General features: G+C 64.0%; 17 protein-coding genes. 15 read left to right on the top strand and 2 right to left on the bottom strand.

Features of this window, described 5'->3' with window-relative positions; translation table 11 throughout:
- Positions 1-35 precede the first annotated feature (35 nt).
- The 10 genes from secY (at position 36) to dsbD (ending at position 7,376) form a co-directional block, all read left to right on the top strand.
- The gene (gene secY / locus HWX03_RS30630) at positions 36-1,385 is read left to right on the top strand and encodes a preprotein translocase subunit SecY (protein WP_050013167.1); all 1,350 of its coding nucleotides are present in this window, start codon (positions 36-38) and stop codon (positions 1,383-1,385) included.
- A gap of 7 nt (positions 1,386-1,392) precedes the next feature.
- A complete protein-coding gene (gene infA, locus HWX03_RS30625; protein WP_004521905.1) occupies positions 1,393-1,611 on the top strand; it encodes a translation initiation factor IF-1 in 219 nt (72 codons plus the stop codon).
- Positions 1,612-1,631: 20 nt separating this feature from the next.
- The gene (rpmJ, locus tag HWX03_RS30620; RefSeq protein WP_004199844.1) at positions 1,632-1,748 is read left to right on the top strand and encodes a 50S ribosomal protein L36; all 117 of its coding nucleotides are present in this window, start codon (positions 1,632-1,634) and stop codon (positions 1,746-1,748) included.
- A 38-nt stretch (positions 1,749-1,786) separates the two neighbouring features.
- Complete coding sequence (gene rpsM, locus HWX03_RS30615; protein ID WP_006477178.1) at positions 1,787-2,152, top strand: 30S ribosomal protein S13; 366 nt, start codon at positions 1,787-1,789, stop codon at positions 2,150-2,152.
- A 28-nt stretch (positions 2,153-2,180) separates the two neighbouring features.
- Complete coding sequence (rpsK, locus tag HWX03_RS30610) at positions 2,181-2,582, top strand: 30S ribosomal protein S11 (protein ID WP_004197937.1); 402 nt, start codon at positions 2,181-2,183, stop codon at positions 2,580-2,582.
- A gap of 154 nt (positions 2,583-2,736) precedes the next feature.
- On the top strand, positions 2,737-3,360 hold the full coding sequence (gene rpsD, locus HWX03_RS30605; RefSeq protein WP_006477177.1) for a 30S ribosomal protein S4: 624 nt from the start codon (positions 2,737-2,739) through the stop codon (positions 3,358-3,360).
- Between the two features lie 124 nt (positions 3,361-3,484).
- On the top strand, positions 3,485-4,462 hold the full coding sequence (gene rpoA, locus HWX03_RS30600; RefSeq protein ID WP_006477176.1) for a DNA-directed RNA polymerase subunit alpha: 978 nt from the start codon (positions 3,485-3,487) through the stop codon (positions 4,460-4,462).
- A gap of 149 nt (positions 4,463-4,611) precedes the next feature.
- Positions 4,612-5,007: a 50S ribosomal protein L17 gene (rplQ, locus tag HWX03_RS30595; RefSeq protein WP_006477175.1), complete on the top strand. Its 396-nt coding sequence runs from the start codon at positions 4,612-4,614 to the stop codon at positions 5,005-5,007.
- Between the two features lie 202 nt (positions 5,008-5,209).
- A complete protein-coding gene (gene cutA, locus HWX03_RS30590; protein WP_027805216.1) occupies positions 5,210-5,536 on the top strand; it encodes a divalent-cation tolerance protein CutA in 327 nt (108 codons plus the stop codon).
- Complete coding sequence (dsbD, locus tag HWX03_RS30585; RefSeq protein WP_175873829.1) at positions 5,529-7,376, top strand: protein-disulfide reductase DsbD; 1,848 nt, start codon at positions 5,529-5,531, stop codon at positions 7,374-7,376. Before cutA ends, dsbD begins: the two co-directional genes overlap by 8 nt.
- Positions 7,377-7,506: 130 nt before the next feature.
- On the opposite strand, the gene hemB is transcribed toward dsbD, so the two are convergent.
- Both hemB and yihA read right to left on the bottom strand, forming a co-directional pair.
- The gene (hemB, locus tag HWX03_RS30580; RefSeq protein ID WP_050013164.1) at positions 7,507-8,505 is read right to left on the bottom strand and encodes a porphobilinogen synthase; all 999 of its coding nucleotides are present in this window, start codon (positions 8,503-8,505) and stop codon (positions 7,507-7,509) included.
- Positions 8,506-8,758: 253 nt separating this feature from the next.
- Positions 8,759-9,418: a ribosome biogenesis GTP-binding protein YihA/YsxC gene (yihA, locus tag HWX03_RS30575; RefSeq protein ID WP_175823935.1), complete on the bottom strand. Its 660-nt coding sequence runs from the start codon at positions 9,416-9,418 to the stop codon at positions 8,759-8,761.
- Positions 9,419-9,632: 214 nt separating this feature from the next.
- Here yihA and HWX03_RS30570 point away from each other — a divergent pair, with 214 nt between their 5' ends.
- From HWX03_RS30570 to msrQ, 5 genes are all read left to right on the top strand, one after another.
- On the top strand, positions 9,633-10,286 hold the full coding sequence (locus tag HWX03_RS30570) for a c-type cytochrome (RefSeq protein WP_175873828.1): 654 nt from the start codon (positions 9,633-9,635) through the stop codon (positions 10,284-10,286).
- 219 nt (positions 10,287-10,505) lie between these two features.
- Positions 10,506-12,719 carry a cytochrome c biogenesis protein ResB gene (locus tag HWX03_RS30565; protein WP_175873827.1) on the top strand — a complete coding sequence of 738 codons (2,214 nt, stop codon included), beginning with the start codon at positions 10,506-10,508 and terminating at the stop codon, positions 12,717-12,719.
- A 4-nt stretch (positions 12,720-12,723) separates the two neighbouring features.
- Entirely contained in the window at positions 12,724-13,914 is a 1,191-nt protein-coding gene (gene ccsB, locus HWX03_RS30560; protein ID WP_175823938.1) for a c-type cytochrome biogenesis protein CcsB, read from the top strand.
- 159 nt (positions 13,915-14,073) lie between these two features.
- Positions 14,074-15,069, top strand: a complete 996-nt coding sequence (gene msrP / locus HWX03_RS30555) for a protein-methionine-sulfoxide reductase catalytic subunit MsrP (protein WP_175873826.1) — start codon at positions 14,074-14,076, stop codon at positions 15,067-15,069.
- 20 nt (positions 15,070-15,089) lie between these two features.
- Positions 15,090-15,776: a protein-methionine-sulfoxide reductase heme-binding subunit MsrQ gene (gene msrQ, locus HWX03_RS30550; protein ID WP_175873825.1), complete on the top strand. Its 687-nt coding sequence runs from the start codon at positions 15,090-15,092 to the stop codon at positions 15,774-15,776.
- Positions 15,777-15,816 lie beyond the last annotated feature (40 nt).

Genomic DNA, 15,816 nt, shown 5'->3' with positions numbered 1-15,816 from the left:
AGCGCGTCGTCACTTGCATTCATCGGAGAAGGTACTTGGCTAACAGCCCGAGTCTTGCAAAACCCGGTCGAAGCACGGCGAAATTCGGCGATCTGCGCCGGCGAGCGATGTTCCTGCTCCTGGCGCTGATCGTCTATCGCATCGGCGCGCACATTCCCGTGCCGGGCATCGATCCGGATCAACTGGCTAAGCTGTTCCAGAGCCAGGCGGGCGGCATCCTGGGCATGTTCAACATGTTCTCGGGTGGCGCGCTTTCCCGCTTCACGATCTTTGCGCTGGGGATCATGCCGTACATCTCGGCGTCGATCATCATGCAGCTGCTGGCGATCGTTTCGCCGCAGCTCGAGGCGCTGAAGAAGGAAGGGCAGGCAGGGCAACGGAAGATCACGCAGTACACGCGGTATTTCACCGTGGTGCTCGCGACCTTCCAGGCATTCGGTATCGCGGCTGCGCTGGAAAACCAGCCGGGCCTCGTCACCGATCCCGGCACGCTGTTCCGTCTGACGACGGTCGTGACGCTGGTGACGGGCACGATGTTCCTGATGTGGCTCGGCGAGCAGATTACCGAGCGTGGTCTGGGCAACGGTATCTCGATCATCATCTTCGGCGGGATCGCAGCAGGGTTCCCGAATGCCGTGGGTGGGTTGTTCGAGCTGGTGCGTACGGGTTCGATGAGCATCATTTCGGCGATCATCATCGTCGTTCTGATCGCCGCGGTGACTTACCTGGTCGTGTTCATCGAACGCGGTCAGCGCAAGATCCTCGTGAACTACGCGAAGCGTCAGGTCGGCAACAAGATCTACGGTGGGCAGTCGTCGCATCTGCCGCTGAAGCTGAACATGTCGGGCGTGATTCCGCCGATCTTTGCATCGTCGATCATTCTGTTCCCGGCAACGATTCTCGGCTGGTTCAGTACCGGTCAGCCGACGGGAAGCTGGATTTCCAATACGTTGCATAACGTTGCGGAAGCGCTGAAGCCGGGCCAGCCGGTTTACGTGCTGCTGTACACGCTGGCAATCGTGTTTTTCTGCTTCTTCTACACCGCACTGGTGTTCAACAGCAGAGAGACCGCGGACAACCTGAAGAAGAGCGGCGCGTTTGTTCCGGGCATCCGTCCGGGCGATCAGACCGCGCGATACATCGACCGCATCCTCACGCGTCTGACGCTGGCCGGTGCGATCTACATCGTCTTCGTGTGTCTGCTGCCGGAATTCCTGGTGCTGCGCTGGAACGTGCCGTTTTATTTTGGTGGAACGTCGCTGCTGATCATTGTCGTCGTCACGATGGACTTTATGGCGCAGGTGCAGTCGTACGTTATGTCGCAACAGTATGAGTCGCTGCTCAAGAAGGCTAACTTCAAGGGCGGCAACATCCCGATGCGTTGAAAGGACTATGGCCAAAGACGATGTAATCCAGATGCAGGGTGAGGTGATTGAAAACCTCCCGAATGCGACCTTCCGTGTGAAGCTGGAAAACGGCCATGTCGTGTTGGGGCATATTTCCGGAAAGATGCGGATGCACTACATCCGCATTCTTCCCGGCGACAAGGTGACGGTTGAGTTGACGCCTTACGATCTGTCTCGTGCGCGGATCGTGTTCCGGGCGAAGTGATTTGAAAAAAGGGTATTATCATGAAAGTGATGGCATCGGTTAAGCGCATTTGCCGCAATTGCAAGATCATCAAGCGCAAAGGCGTCGTTCGCGTGATCTGCAGCTCGGATCCGCGCCACAAGCAGCGCCAAGGCTGACCGCGCGTTTGTTTGCGCTTTTTGTTTGAGGAAAAACAATGGCTCGTATCGCAGGGGTTAACATCCCGAATCACCAGCACACCGAGATCGGCCTGACGGCTATCTTTGGTGTCGGCCGCACCCGTTCGCGCAGCATCTGCGTGGCAGCTGGCGTCGATTTTTCGAAGAAGGTCAAGGATCTGACCGACGCAGACCTGGAAAAGCTGCGTGAAGAAGTGGGCAAGTTTGTCGTCGAAGGCGATCTGCGCCGTGAAGTGACGATGAACATCAAGCGCCTGATGGACCTCGGTTGCTACCGTGGCGTCCGTCATCGCAAGGGCCTGCCGATGCGCGGTCAGCGTACGCGTACGAACGCACGTACCCGCAAGGGTCCGCGTCGTGCAGCGCAAGCGCTGAAGAAGTAAGCGGAACTGACAGTTACAGGAAAACGTAATGGCTAAGGCTTCGAACACCGCGGCGCAACGCGTTCGCAAGAAGGTTAAGAAGAACGTCGCTGAAGGCGTGGTTCACGTTCACGCGTCGTTCAACAACACGATCATCACGATCACCGATCGCCAAGGCAACGCTCTGGCATGGGCGACGTCGGGCGGTCAGGGCTTCAAGGGCTCGCGCAAATCGACGCCGTTCGCTGCTCAGGTCGCAGCCGAGTCGGCTGGCCGCGTCGCGATGGAATATGGCGTGAAGAATCTGGAAGTGCGGATCAAGGGCCCGGGCCCGGGTCGCGAGTCGGCAGTGCGCGCACTGCACGGCCTCGGCATCAAGATCACCGCGATTTCGGACGTCACCCCGATTCCGCACAACGGCTGCCGTCCGCCGAAGCGCCGTCGTATCTGAGGATGTGCTGGCACGCTCGTGCTAGCGCATTGCCTGTCGCCGCTCAGCGTCGACGGGCGTTGCTTTTTTGATTGACTAAGCCCACCGTTCGCCCCAAAGGGAGCGGACTAGCGCGGATTTCGATCCGCGTGACTGATTGATAAAGGAATGCAAAGTGGCACGTTATATCGGCCCCAAAGCCAAGCTGTCCCGCCGTGAAGGCACCGACCTGTTCCTGAAGAGCGCACGCCGCTCGCTCGCCGACAAGTGCAAGCTCGACAGCAAGCCGGGCCAGCACGGCCGTACCTCGGGCGCACGTACGTCCGACTACGGTACGCAGCTGCGCGAAAAGCAGAAGGTCAAGCGTATCTACGGCGTGCTGGAACGTCAGTTCCGTCGCTACTTCGCTGAAGCCGATCGCCGCAAGGGCAACACGGGTGAAAACCTGCTGCAACTGCTCGAGTCGCGCCTCGACAACGTCGTGTATCGCATGGGCTTCGGTTCGACCCGCGCTGAAGCGCGTCAGCTGGTGAGCCACAAGTCGATCACCGTGAACGGCGTCGTCGCAAACGTCCCGTCGCAGCAAGTGAAGGCGGGTGACGTCGTCGCGATCCGCGAAAAGGCGAAGAAGCAGGCGCGTATCGTCGAAGCGCTGTCGCTGGCCGAGCAAGGCGGCATGCCGAGCTGGGTTGCAGTCGATGCGAAGAAGTTCGAAGGCACGTTCAAGCAAATGCCGGAACGCGCTGAAATCGCAGGCGACATCAACGAAAGCCTGATCGTCGAATTGTATTCGCGTTAATCCGATTGACGGCCGAGGTACCCCGATTGCGTTGCGCAAGGAGGGGCCTCGGCTGTTTATTTTCTGGTTGTTACCGGTCAGCCTTATCGGTGTAACGAGCCGAGGGTATTGAAAAGGAAAGCCCATGCAAACCAGTTTGCTGAAACCCAAGATCATCGCCGTGGAATCGCTGGGCGAGAACCACGCGAGGGTGGTCATGGAACCGTTCGAGCGCGGTTACGGCCACACCTTGGGCAATGCGCTTCGCCGCGTGCTGCTGTCGTCGATGGTGGGCTACGCGCCGACCGAAGTCACGATCGCGGGCGTGGTGCACGAGTACTCGACGCTGGATGGCGTGCAGGAAGACGTCGTCAACCTGCTGCTGAACCTGAAGGGCGTGGTGTTCAAGCTGCATAACCGTGACGAAGTGACGGTTACGCTGCGCAAGGAAGGTGAAGGCGTCGTGACGGCCGGCGATATCGAGCTGGCTCACGATTGCGAAGTCATCAACCCGAATCACGTGATTGCGCACCTGTCGAAGGGCGGCAAGCTCGACGTTCAGATCAAGATCGAAAAGGGTCGCGGCTACGTGCCCGGCAACGTCCGTCGCTACGGCGAAGATACGGCCAAGATCATCGGCCGCATCGTCCTCGACGCATCGTTCTCGCCGGTTCGCCGCGTGAGCTACGCGGTTGAAAGCGCACGGGTCGAGCAGCGTACCGACCTCGACAAGCTCGTGATGAACATCGAGACGAGCGGCGTGATCACGCCGGAAGAAGCGATCCGCCAGTCGGCCCGCATCCTGGTCGACCAGCTGTCCGTGTTCGCGGCGCTGGAAGGCACGGAAACGGCAGCCGAAGCGCCGTCGCGTGCACCGCAGATCGATCCGATCCTGCTGCGTCCGGTGGACGATCTCGAGCTGACGGTTCGTTCGGCGAACTGCCTGAAGGCCGAGAACATCTACTACATCGGCGATCTGATTCAGCGCACGGAAAACGAGCTGCTGAAGACGCCGAACCTCGGTCGCAAGTCGCTCAACGAGATCAAGGAAGTGCTCGCTTCGCGCGGTCTCACGCTGGGCATGAAGCTCGAGAACTGGCCGCCGGCTGGTCTCGACAAGTAAGCCCGGTTGTAGCCTGGCTATAGCTGTAGTTGGCAAAGATGCGGATTTTCCTTTAAAATCCGCATCTTGCTTTTTTTCGTTACCGGCCCGTGCACCCTCCGAGGTGCGATAGAAGAGCTGGACCAAAACTTTGAATCAAGGAAACTGAAATGCGCCATCGTCATGGTCTGCGGAAACTGAACCGCACGAGCAGCCACCGTCTGGCTATGCTCCGTAACATGTCCAACTCGCTGATCGAGCACGAAGTCATCAAGACGACGCTGCCGAAGGCGAAGGAACTCCGTAAAGTCGTCGAGCCGCTGATCACGCTCGGCAAGAAGCCGTCGCTGGCAAACCGTCGCCTTGCGTTCAACCGCCTGCGCGATCGTGACTCGGTGGCGAAGCTGTTCGACGTGCTCGGTCCGCGTTTCGCGAACCGTCCGGGCGGCTACCTGCGCGTGCTGAAGTTCGGCTTCCGCGTGGGCGACAACGCACCGATGGCACTGGTCGAACTGCTCGACCGTCCGGAAGTCGACGAAACGGAAAACGTGCAAGAAGCTGAGTAAGCTTCCGGTACGCAGCAGTATCTGAAAGGGGCCGAGCGATTGCTTGGCCCTTTTTGTTTTTGAGATGCCGGCTGCGATCGATTGTCGCAGGCGGGTGCCGGCAGCGTTGCGCGGGCTGCGCTACGATACGGGGCAACCGGTGCGGTCCCTGAACGGGTAACCGGCGCCGGCAGGAGCCGGCAGACCAGTGAGGAGGGCGCGGATGATAGTGGTGCTGATGCTGACGACGGTACCCGATGCGGCGACGGCTGCGGCGCTCGCCGACGGCGCGCTCGACGCGCGGCTTGCCGCGTGCGTGTCGGAGCTCGGCACGATCAAGTCGCGCTATCACTGGCAAGGCAAGGTCGAAACGGCCGACGAGATCCAGTTGCTGTTCAAGACGAGCCCCGTCCGGGCGCTCGAACTGGAGCGATTTATTCTCGCGCATCATCCTTACGAGACGCCCGAAATCGTCTCGTGGCAGACGACGGCATCGGCCGCGTATGGCCAATGGGTGACCAGCGAAACTCAACGTCTATTTCATGTTTAACGGTATGGCGCTTTCGGTGCGCGTGCGCGCGCTGCGGTTTCTTGCGGTCCTGTTGGCGTTCGTGCTCGTGCTGGGCGGCCTGTCCGCCGCGCGCGCGGCCGACGATTTCCTCGATCCGTCGGTTGCGTTCAAGTTCAGCGCGAGCGAATCGCCGGGACAGGTGGACGTCCGCTTCAAGATCGCCAACGGCTATTACATGTACCGCGAGCGGTTCGCGTTCGCCGTGAAGAGCGGCCAGGCGACGCTCGGCGAGCCGCAATACCCGGCCGGCCACGTGAAGTTCGACCAGACGTTCCAGAAGAACGTCGAGACCTTTCGCGATGAAGTCGTCGTTCACGTGCCGGTGAAGCAGGCGGCCGGGCCGTTCGAGCTCGCGGTGACGTCGCAAGGGTGTGCGGACGAAGGGATCTGTTATCCGCCGGCCGAGCACGTCATGAAGGTCGATGGCGCCGCGCTCGGCGCCGCATCGTCGTCCGGCGACACGGCTGCCGCGGGCAGCTGGTTCGACAAGGTCACGAGCGCCGATTTCGCGCAGTCGCTGCTCGAAGGCCACGGCTTCTTCACGATCATCGCGCTCTATTTCGTCGCGGGTGTCGTGCTGAGCCTGCTGCCCTGTTCGTACCCGATGATTCCGATCGTGTCCGCGATCATCATCGGCCAGGGCACGCGCGCGACGCATGCACGCGGCTTTGCGCTGTCGCTGACCTACGTGGTCGGCATGGCGCTGGTCTACACGGTGCTCGGCATCGCCGCCGCGCTGGTCGGCCAGAGCCTCGGCGCATGGTTGCAGAACCCGTGGGTGCTCGGCGCGTTCGGCGTGCTGCTGACCGCGTTCGCGGTGTCGCTGATCGCGGGCAAGGACATCGCACTGCCGGCACGCTGGCAGAACGGCGCGGCCGACGCATCGAGCGCGCGCCAGGGCGGCCACTTCGTCGCGGTCGCGGCGATGGGCGCGTTGTCGGCGTTGGTCGTCGGCGCGTGCATGACGGCGCCGCTGTTCGCCGTGCTCGCTTTCATCGCGCACACCGGCAATGCGTTGCTCGGCGGCGCGGCGCTGTTCGCGATGGGGCTGGGGCTCGGCGTGCCGCTGCTGGTCGTCGGCGTCGGGGCCGGGACGGTGCTGCCACGCGCAGGCGCGTGGATGGACGGCGTCAAGGTGTTCTTCGGCATCGTGCTGCTCGCGGCCGCGCTGTGGATCGTGTGGCCGGTGCTGGCGGGCGGGCTGAAGATGGTGCTCGCGGCGTTGTGGCTGCTGATCGCGGCCGCGGCGCTCGGGTTGTTCACGCCGAATGCCGGCGCTGCGTCGATCTGGCGCCGCCTGGGCCGCGGCGTGGGCGCCGCGCTCGCGATCTGGGCCGCGACGCTGCTCGTCGGCCTCGCTGCGGGCTCGACCGATCCCGTCAAGCCGCTGGCCGTGCTGGCCGCGCGTACGGTGGCGTCCGGCGGTGCGGCGACGGCCGGCGCGGCTGCCGCGCAGGACGGCCCCGCATTCGCCCCGGTGCGCTCCAGCGGCGAACTCGACGCGCTGCTGAAGACGTCGGGCCGGCCCGTGATGCTCGACTTCTACGCCGACTGGTGCGTGAGCTGCAAGGAGATGGAGCATCTGACGTTCACCGACGCGCGCGTGCAGGCGCGGCTCGCGCAGCTTCACCTCGTGCGCGCGGACGTCACCGCGAACAATCCGGACGATCAGGCGCTGCTCAAGCGCTTCAACCTGTTCGGGCCGCCGGGCATCATCTTCTTCGATCGGCACGGCAACGAGATCGGCCGCGTGGTCGGCTATCAGGCGGCCGACACGTTCCTGCGCAGCCTCGATCGGGCGGCCGTTCCGACGGTATGACGGTGGCCGGCCGAGGCGAACCGGTGATGAGAAGATCCGGGGCCGGCTGACCGTCTCGATCGACGGTAAACAAAAAACGGCGGAACACCGAGGTGTCCCGCCGTTTTTGCGGGTGCCTGCCGGCGCGCGATCAGCGCTGCGCTTTCAGCAGACGCGCGGCATCGAGCGCGAAGTACGTGAGCACGCCGTCAGCGCCCGCCCGCTTGAACGCGAGCAGCGATTCGAGCACGACCTTGTCGTGGTCGAGCCAGCCGTTCATCGCGGCCGCCTTCAGCATCGCGTACTCGCCGCTCACCTGGTACACGTAGGTCGGGAAGCGGAACTCGTCCTTCACGCGGCGCACGATGTCGAGATACGGCATGCCGGGCTTGACCATCACCATGTCGGCGCCTTCGTCGATGTCGAGGCGCACTTCCCGCAGCGCTTCGTCGCTGTTCGCCGGATCCATCTGGTAGGTCATCTTGTTGCCCTTGCCCAGGTTGGATGCCGAGCCGACCGCATCGCGGAACGGGCCGTAGAACGCCGATGCGAACTTCGCCGAATAGGCCATGATCCGCGTATGGATATGGCCGTCGCTTTCCAGCATCTCGCGGATCGCGCCGATGCGGCCGTCCATCATGTCCGACGGCGCGACGATGTCGACGCCAGCTTCTGCCTGCGCACGCGCCTGGTCGACCAGGATCTCGATCGTGTCGTCGTTGATTACGTAGGCGTTCTCGTCGAGCACGCCGTCCTGGCCGTGGCTCGTGTACGGATCGAGCGCGACGTCGGTCAGCACGCCCAGTTCGGGGAAGTGCTTCTTCAGCTCGCGCACCGCGCGCGGGATCAGGCCTTCCGGATTGGCCGCTTCGCGGCCGTCAGGCGTCTTCAGCGACGGCTCGATGGCCGGGAACAGCGACAGCACGGGCACGCCGAGTTCGACGCACTGCTCGGCGACGTGCATCAGCAGATCGACCGACACGCGCTCGACGCCGGGCATCGACGGGATGGGCTGGCGTTCGTTGGTGCCTTCGACGACGAACACCGGGTAGATCAGGTCGTCGGTGGTCAGGCGGTTTTCGCGCATCAGGCGGCGGGAGAAGTCGTCGCGGCGCATCCGGCGCGGACGATGAAGCGGATGGAAGCTCATGGCGATTTGGCAGAAATCAGGGCAAGAAGGACCTTACGGAACCCTTAGGTCATTTTCGAGATCGTTGGTATATGATAGCGATCGAGCGGCGCGCGTTGCGTGCAGCTCCCCGCTTCTCCTCCCTGAGCGGGTGCCTGTCGTTTTTCGATTAGGCTGTTTGACCCGCCGTTTAACGGCGGGTTTTTTTATGAGCCGGCCGAATCCGCAGGTGCCGTCAGGTGCGCACAGCCGATCCCAGCCGCGCGTTGCCCGCTCATTGTGCTACAGGCTCGCTTTTTTCGTCGGCGACGGACGGCCGCAGCCAGCTCTCGATCAGTTCATGGGCCTCGTCGAGCCCCGTGCGCTTCAGCGCCGAGAACAGCTGGACCGTCAGCTTGCCCTGTACGCCCTGGTCGCGATACGCGTCGAGTCCCTTCTGCGTGTTGCGCAACGCGTTGATGCTTTCCTGGCGCGTCAATTTGTCGCACTTGGTCAGCAGCGTGTGGATCGGCTTGCCGGTCGGCGCGAACCACTCGATCATGCGTCGATCGAGATCGGTCAGCGGACGGCGCGAATCCATCATCAGGATCAGGCCGCAGAGCTGCGAGCGCGTCGCGAGATACGACGACAGCAGCATTTCCCAGTGCGCCTTCGCGGCGCCGGGCACTTCCGCATAGCCGTAGCCGGGCAGGTCGACGAGGTTCGCGACGGGCTCGTCGGCCGGGCCGACGGAGAAGTAGTTGATATGCTGCGTGCGGCCGGGCGTCTTCGACGCGAAGGCCAGCCGCTTCTGGTTGCACAGCACGTTGATCGCCGTCGACTTGCCGGCATTCGAGCGGCCCGCGAACGCGATTTCCGGCTGGACCGTCGGCGGCAGGTCGCGCAGATGGTTGACGGTCGTGTAGAAGCGGGCTTGATGGAGCAGAAAGGCCATGGGAACCGGAAGGACGGGCGGCGCGAGCCGCTTGGTGGAGGCGGGGTAGCCCCGATAGGCGCCGGAGCTTTCAACACGATATTGTACAATACGGCGGTTTTACCGAAGGCCACCGGGCGCCTGCCTCGCGCTTTTATGTGGCTTCTGCGGTAGACTGAACGCCGTCGTTTTTTGCAGAACCTCAAATTCCCACAAGACGAAACAGGGTGTGCGAATGAATCGACTGTGCAAGTCTCTGATGGTGCTTCAGGTTGCAGCAGGGTTCGTAGGTTTCGTAGCGGAGGCAAACGCGGCAGATGCGGCCAAGCCGGATCTCGAACGCGGCAAGGCGATTGCCGGGCAGGTCTGTGCGTCGTGTCACGGCGCCGACGGCAATAGCGCGTCGGGCAGTTTCCCGAAGCTCGCCGGTCAGCATCCCGAATATCTGGTCAAGCAGTTGAACGACTTCAAGACGCAGCCGGGCGCGAAGGGGCCGGTGCGTAACAACGCGGTGATGGTCGGATTCGCGAGCGCGTTGAGCGCGGACGACATGCGCAACGTCGCCGCGTACTACGGGTCGCAGACGACGAAGCTCGGTACCGCACGCGATGCGGCGACGGTGCCGGTCGGCCAGAAGATCTATCGCGGCGGCATCGCGGAAAAGGGCGTCCCCGCCTGCGCGAGCTGCCACGGGCCGACGGGGCAGGGGATCCCGGTCCAGTACCCGCGTCTGTCGGGACAATGGGCCGATTACACGGTCGCGCAGTTGACCGCGTTCCAGCAGGGTGCCGGCGCGCGCAGCAACAACGAGGCGATGCATCAGATCGCGACGCGTCTGTCGGACAACGAGATCAAGGCCGTCGCGGATTACATCGCGGGCCTGCGTTGAGCGGTCAGCCGCGAATGGAATGACCGGGCGCCCGAAGGGCGGCCGGAGTCAGAACAAGAAAAGGGTGGGGCGCCGCGCCGTTGCGGTTGCCTCGCCCTTCTTTTTTGTCGGCACTCGCCGGGCCGAGCCGGGATGGAGCGGCTTGCAGGCGATGGGGGGCTGCGCCCCCCAAGCGAACATAGTGAGCGTGGGGGCTGTTTCCCCTTAGTCGGAGTTTGAATGAGCGTTACCACGTCGGGGTTGCAGTCGAAGTCGAGTCAGGGTGCGCCGAAACGCGCGGTCGAGCTGCTGAGCTCGATGCGCTTCGCGATCGCGCTGCTGGTGGTGCTGTCGATTGCGAGCATCATCGGCACGGTCCTGACCCAGGACGATCCGTATCCGAACTACGTGAACCAGTTCGGGCCGTTCTGGGCGGACATCTTCCGCTCGCTCGGCCTGTACAACCTGTACAGCGCGTGGTGGTTCATGCTGATCCTGATCTTCCTCGTCGTGTCGATCTCGCTGTGCGTGATCCGCAACGCGCCGAAGATGCTTGCCGATGCGAAGAGCTGGAAGGACAAGGTCCGCGAAGGCAGTCTGCGCGCCTTCCACCACAAGGCCGAGTACACGGCGTCCGGTACGCGCGCGACCGTCGCGGCGACGCTCGCCACGTTCGTCACGAAGGCCGGCTACAAGCACGTCGTGCGTGAAACCGACGGCGCGACGCTGATCTCCGCGAAGCGCGGCGCGATGACCAAGTGGGGCTACATCTCCGCGCACCTGGCTATCATCGTGATCTGTATCGGCGGCCTGCTCGACAGCAACCTGCCGATCAAATTCCAGATGTGGATGTTCGGCAAGAGCCCGGTCAACACGAGCGCGACGATCAGCGAGATCTCGCCCGATCATCGCCTGTCCGCGTCGAACCCGACGTTCCGCGGTTATGCGTGGGTGCCGGAGGGCCAGTTCGTGTCGACCGCGATCCTGAACCAGCCGAGCGGCTCGCTGATCCAGGATCTGCCGTTTTCGATCCAGCTCGACAAGTTCATCGTCGATTACTACACGACGGGCATGCCGAAGCTGTTCGCGAGCGACATCGTCGTGATCGATCGCGAGACCGGCCGGAAGATCCCGGCGCGGGTCGAGGTCAACAAGCCGTTCACGTACAAGGGCGTGTCGATCTACCAGTCGAGCTTCCAGGACGGCGGCTCGCAGATGCAGATGACGGCCTACCCGATGACGGGCAGCCACGCGGCGACCGTCCCGGTGAAGGGCACGATCGGCAGCTCGGCGCCGCTGCAGGTGCCGGGCGCCGACGGCGACACGATCGAGTTCTCCGATTTTCGCGCGATCAACGTCGAGAACATGGCCGACGCGAAAGGCAAGCCGGACGTGCGCGGCGTCGCGACGACCAGCTCGCTGAAGGAAGCGTTCGACGAGCGGCTCGGCTCGGGCGCGAAGACGTCGAAGCCGACGCAGCTCCACAACATCGGCCCGTCGGTGCAGTACAAGATCCGCGGCAAGGACGGCCAGGCGCGCGAATTCAACAACTACATGCTGCCCGTCGACATGAACGGCGAGCGCGTATTCCTCGCCGGCGTGCGCGCGAGCCCGAACGATCCGTTCCGCTACATGCGGATCCCGGCCGACAGCCAGGATTCGATCGGCGAATGGATGCGCCTGCGCGCCGCGCTCGAGGATCCGGCCGTGCGCACCGAAGCCGCCGCACGCTTCGCGCAGCGCTCGCTGCCGGGCGACGCGTCGCTGCGCGGCCGCCTGCAGGACAGCGCCTCGAAGGTGCTGACCCTTTTTGCGGCGAGCGACGACAGCGTCGGCCGCGGGGCGGACGGCCAGCCGGTCGGCGGCTTCCAGGCGGTGGCGACGTTCATCGACCGCTCGGTGCCGAAGGGCGAGCAGGAGAAGGCCGCGAGCCTGCTGCTGCGGATGCTCGAGGGCTCGATGTGGGAGGTCTGGCAGATCGCCCGCGAGCGTGCCGGCGAGCCGGCCGCGCAGCAGGGCACCGACACGATCCGCTTCGTGCAGAACGCGATCAATGCGCTATCCGACAGCTTCTTGTATGGATCGCCGGTCTATTTGCAGCTTGACTCATTCAAGCAGGTGCAAGCTTCGGTATTTCAGCTGACGCGCGCACCCGGCAAGAATCTGGTGTATCTTGGCAGCCTGCTGCTGGTCGCCGGCATCTTCTCGATGTTCTACGTGCGCGAGCGGCGACTCTGGTTCTGGCTGAAGGACGCCGGTTCGGGCGTCGATGTGGTGATGGCAATGTCCACGGCCCGCAAGACCTTCGATTTCGAGAAAGAATTCGTGCAGACGCGCGACGCGGCCGGTGCCGCCTTGCGCGCCGCACCTCGCGATGCCGCGCCCGCCGGTGCGGCTTCGACGGCCCGCCCGCCTGCCGGCGGCGGTTCCGATTCCGAGAATTCCACCCGGTAACATCATGGATCTCACGCAAGTTTCCTCTTCCCGTACGGCGTCGGCTCCGGCGCCGGCATCGTCGCCGCTGTTCGACGAGCGTCCGTTCCTCGCGCGCCTGTCGCCGTTCGACTGGCTGTTCGCCCTGGCGCTTGTGGTTGGCGCCGGCTATGCGTTCGTGCACTACAACGAACACATGAATTACTACGACAAGGCGGTGATGATCGGCACGGTGCCGGCGCTTGTCGTGCTCGGCTGGCGCTGGAAGCCCGCGCGGCTGATGATGGCGTCGATCGCCGTGCTGTCGCTGCTGTCGATCCAGATCTACCAGGGCGATCTCGCCCGTGCCGATTCGGCGTTCTTCCTCAAGTACTTCCTGTCGAGCCAGTCGGCGATCCTGTGGATGAGCGCGCTGTTCGTGCTCGCGACGATCTTCTACTGGATCGGCTTGCTCGCGCGCTCGGAAACGGGCGCCGCGATCGGCCAGAAGCTCACGTGGGTCGCCGTGCTGATGGGCTTCACGGGGTTGATGGTGCGCTGGTACGAGTCCTACCTGATCGGTGCGGACGTCGGGCATATCCCCGTGTCGAACCTCTATGAAGTGTTCGTCCTGTTCAGCCTGATCACCGCCCTGCTTTATCTGTATTACGAGGGCCACTACGGCACGCGTTCGCTCGGTGCGTTCGTGCTGCTGGTCATCAGCGCGGCGGTCGGCTTCCTGATGTGGTACTCGGTCGCGCGCGATGCGCAGCAGATCCAGCCGCTCGTGCCGGCACTGCAAAGCTGGTGGATGAAGATCCACGTGCCGGCGAACTTCATCGGCTACGGCAGCTTCGCGCTGTCGGCGATGGTGTCGGTCGCGTACCTGATGAAGGAGCGCGGGATCCTCGCCGATCGCCTGCCGACGCTGGACGTGCTCGACGACGTGATGTACAAGTCGATCGCGGTCGGCTTCGCGTTCTTCACGATCGCGACGATCCTCGGCGCGCTGTGGGCGGCCGAAGCATGGGGCGGCTACTGGAGCTGGGACCCGAAGGAAACCTGGGCGCTGATCGTGTGGCTGAACTACGCGGCGTGGCTGCACATGCGGCTGATGAAGGGCCTGCGCGGCGCGGCGGCCGCCTGGTGGGCGCTCACCGGCCTGCTGGTCACGACGTTCGCGTTCCTCGGCGTCAACATGTTCCTGTCCGGGCTGCACAGCTACGGCAAGCTGTAAGATTTCCGTCGCTCGTCCGACTATCAAACCGCCGGTGCACCGCGTGCCCGGCGGTTTTCTTTTGTAACGGGCGAGCGAACCGGGCGTCGAACGGCGCATGACGGGCCGGGTCGAACGCTCATGAAGCGTGCGCGCCGCGCATGCGGGAGGAGCTGCACGATGTGGATCAAACGCCCTTTGCGTAACGTACTGACCGGCGCGGATATCGCGCCGAGCGAGATCACCCCGCCCGCGGTATTCGAGAACCGGCGGCGCGTGTTGCAGGCGGCCGGCGTCGCGGCCGCGGGCGGCCTGTTCGGTGCCAGCGGCGCCGCCTTCGCCGCGTATGCGTCGCCCGACCCGCGGGCAGCGAAGCTCGCGGCGAAAACGAACCCTAAGTTCGTCGCCATCGACAAGGTGACGCCGTTCAAGGACATCACGTCCTACAACAACTTCTACGAGTTCGGCACCGACAAGAGCGACCCGGCGCAGAACGCCGGCACGCTGCGGCCACGCCCGTGGCGCGTGAGTGTCGAAGGCGAGGTGCAGCACCCGAAGGTGTTCGATCTCGACGAGTTGCTGAAGCTCGCGCCGCTCGAGGAGCGCGTGTACCGGCTGCGCTGCGTCGAGGGCTGGTCGATGGTGATCCCGTGGATCGGCGTACCGCTGTCCGAGCTGATCAAGCGCGTGCAGCCGACCGGCAACGCGAAATACGTGCAGTTCATCACGCTGGCCGACCCGTCGCAGATGCCGGGCCTGTCGACGCCCGTGCTCGACTGGCCGTATTCGGAAGGGCTGCGCATGGACGAGGCGATGAATCCGCTGACGCTGCTGACGATGGGCGTCTACGGGCAGGTGCTGCCGAACCAGAACGGCGCGCCGGTGCGGATCGTCGTGCCGTGGAAATACGGCTTCAAGAGCGCGAAGTCGCTCGTGAAGATCCGCTTCGTCGACAAGCAGCCGAAGACGAGCTGGAACACGTACGCCGCGAACGAGTACGGCTTTTATTCGAACGTGAACCCGAACGTCGATCATCCGCGCTGGAGCCAGGCGACCGAGCGGCGCATCGGCGAGGACGGCTTCTTCACGCCGAAGCGCAAGACGCTGATGTTCAACGGCTACGGCGATCTGGTCGCATCGATGTATCAGGGCATGGACCTGAAGAAGAATTTCTGAGCGCGATCGTGAGAAACGACATGCCTCCTTCGACGCTCTCGCCCGTACGCGCCGCGGGCGCCGGGCCGGCCGCGCGCGTGGCGCGGGCCGGTGCGATCCGTCCCGCCGCGCCGCGCTGGCTCGCACCGGCCAAGGTGCTGGTGTTCGCGGCCGGCCTCTATCCGCTCGCGCGCCTCGTGCTGTTCGGGCTGACCGACCGGCTCGGTGCGAACCCGATCGAATTCATCACGCGCTCGACGGGCTTGTGGACGCTCGTCCTGTTGTGCGTCACGCTTGCCGTCACGCCGGTGAGGCGCATGACGGGTTTCGCGCCGCTGCTGCGCTTTCGCCGGATGATCGGGCTGTTCGCGTTCTTTTACGCGACGCTGCATTTCACGACCTACCTGTGGTTCGACAAGTGGTTCGACGTCGTCGCGATCCTGAAGGACATCGGCAAGCGCCCGTTCATCACGGTCGGCTTCGCGGCGTTCGTGCTGCTGATTCCGCTCGCCGCGACGTCGCCGCGCGCGATGGTGCGCCGGCTCGGTCGCCACTGGGCGACGCTGCACAGCGCGATCTACGCGATCGCGCTGTTCGGCGTGCTGCACTTCTGGTGGATGCGGGCCGGCAAGCACAATCTCGCGCAGCCGAAGCTCTACGCGGCGATCGTCGCCGCGCTGCTCGGCTGGCGGCTGGTTGCGTGGGGATGGCGGCGCGTGCGCGCGTGACGGGGCGGGGCGGCCGGGCCCGGAAAAACAAAAGGCGATG

It is taken from the genome of Burkholderia sp. BCC0397 (assembly GCF_902832865.1).
In the GTDB taxonomy this organism is placed as follows: Bacteria; Pseudomonadota; Gammaproteobacteria; order Burkholderiales; family Burkholderiaceae; genus Burkholderia.
The sequence above is the reverse complement of the archived record's forward strand: the minus strand, read 5'-3'. Positions and strand labels throughout refer to the sequence as shown.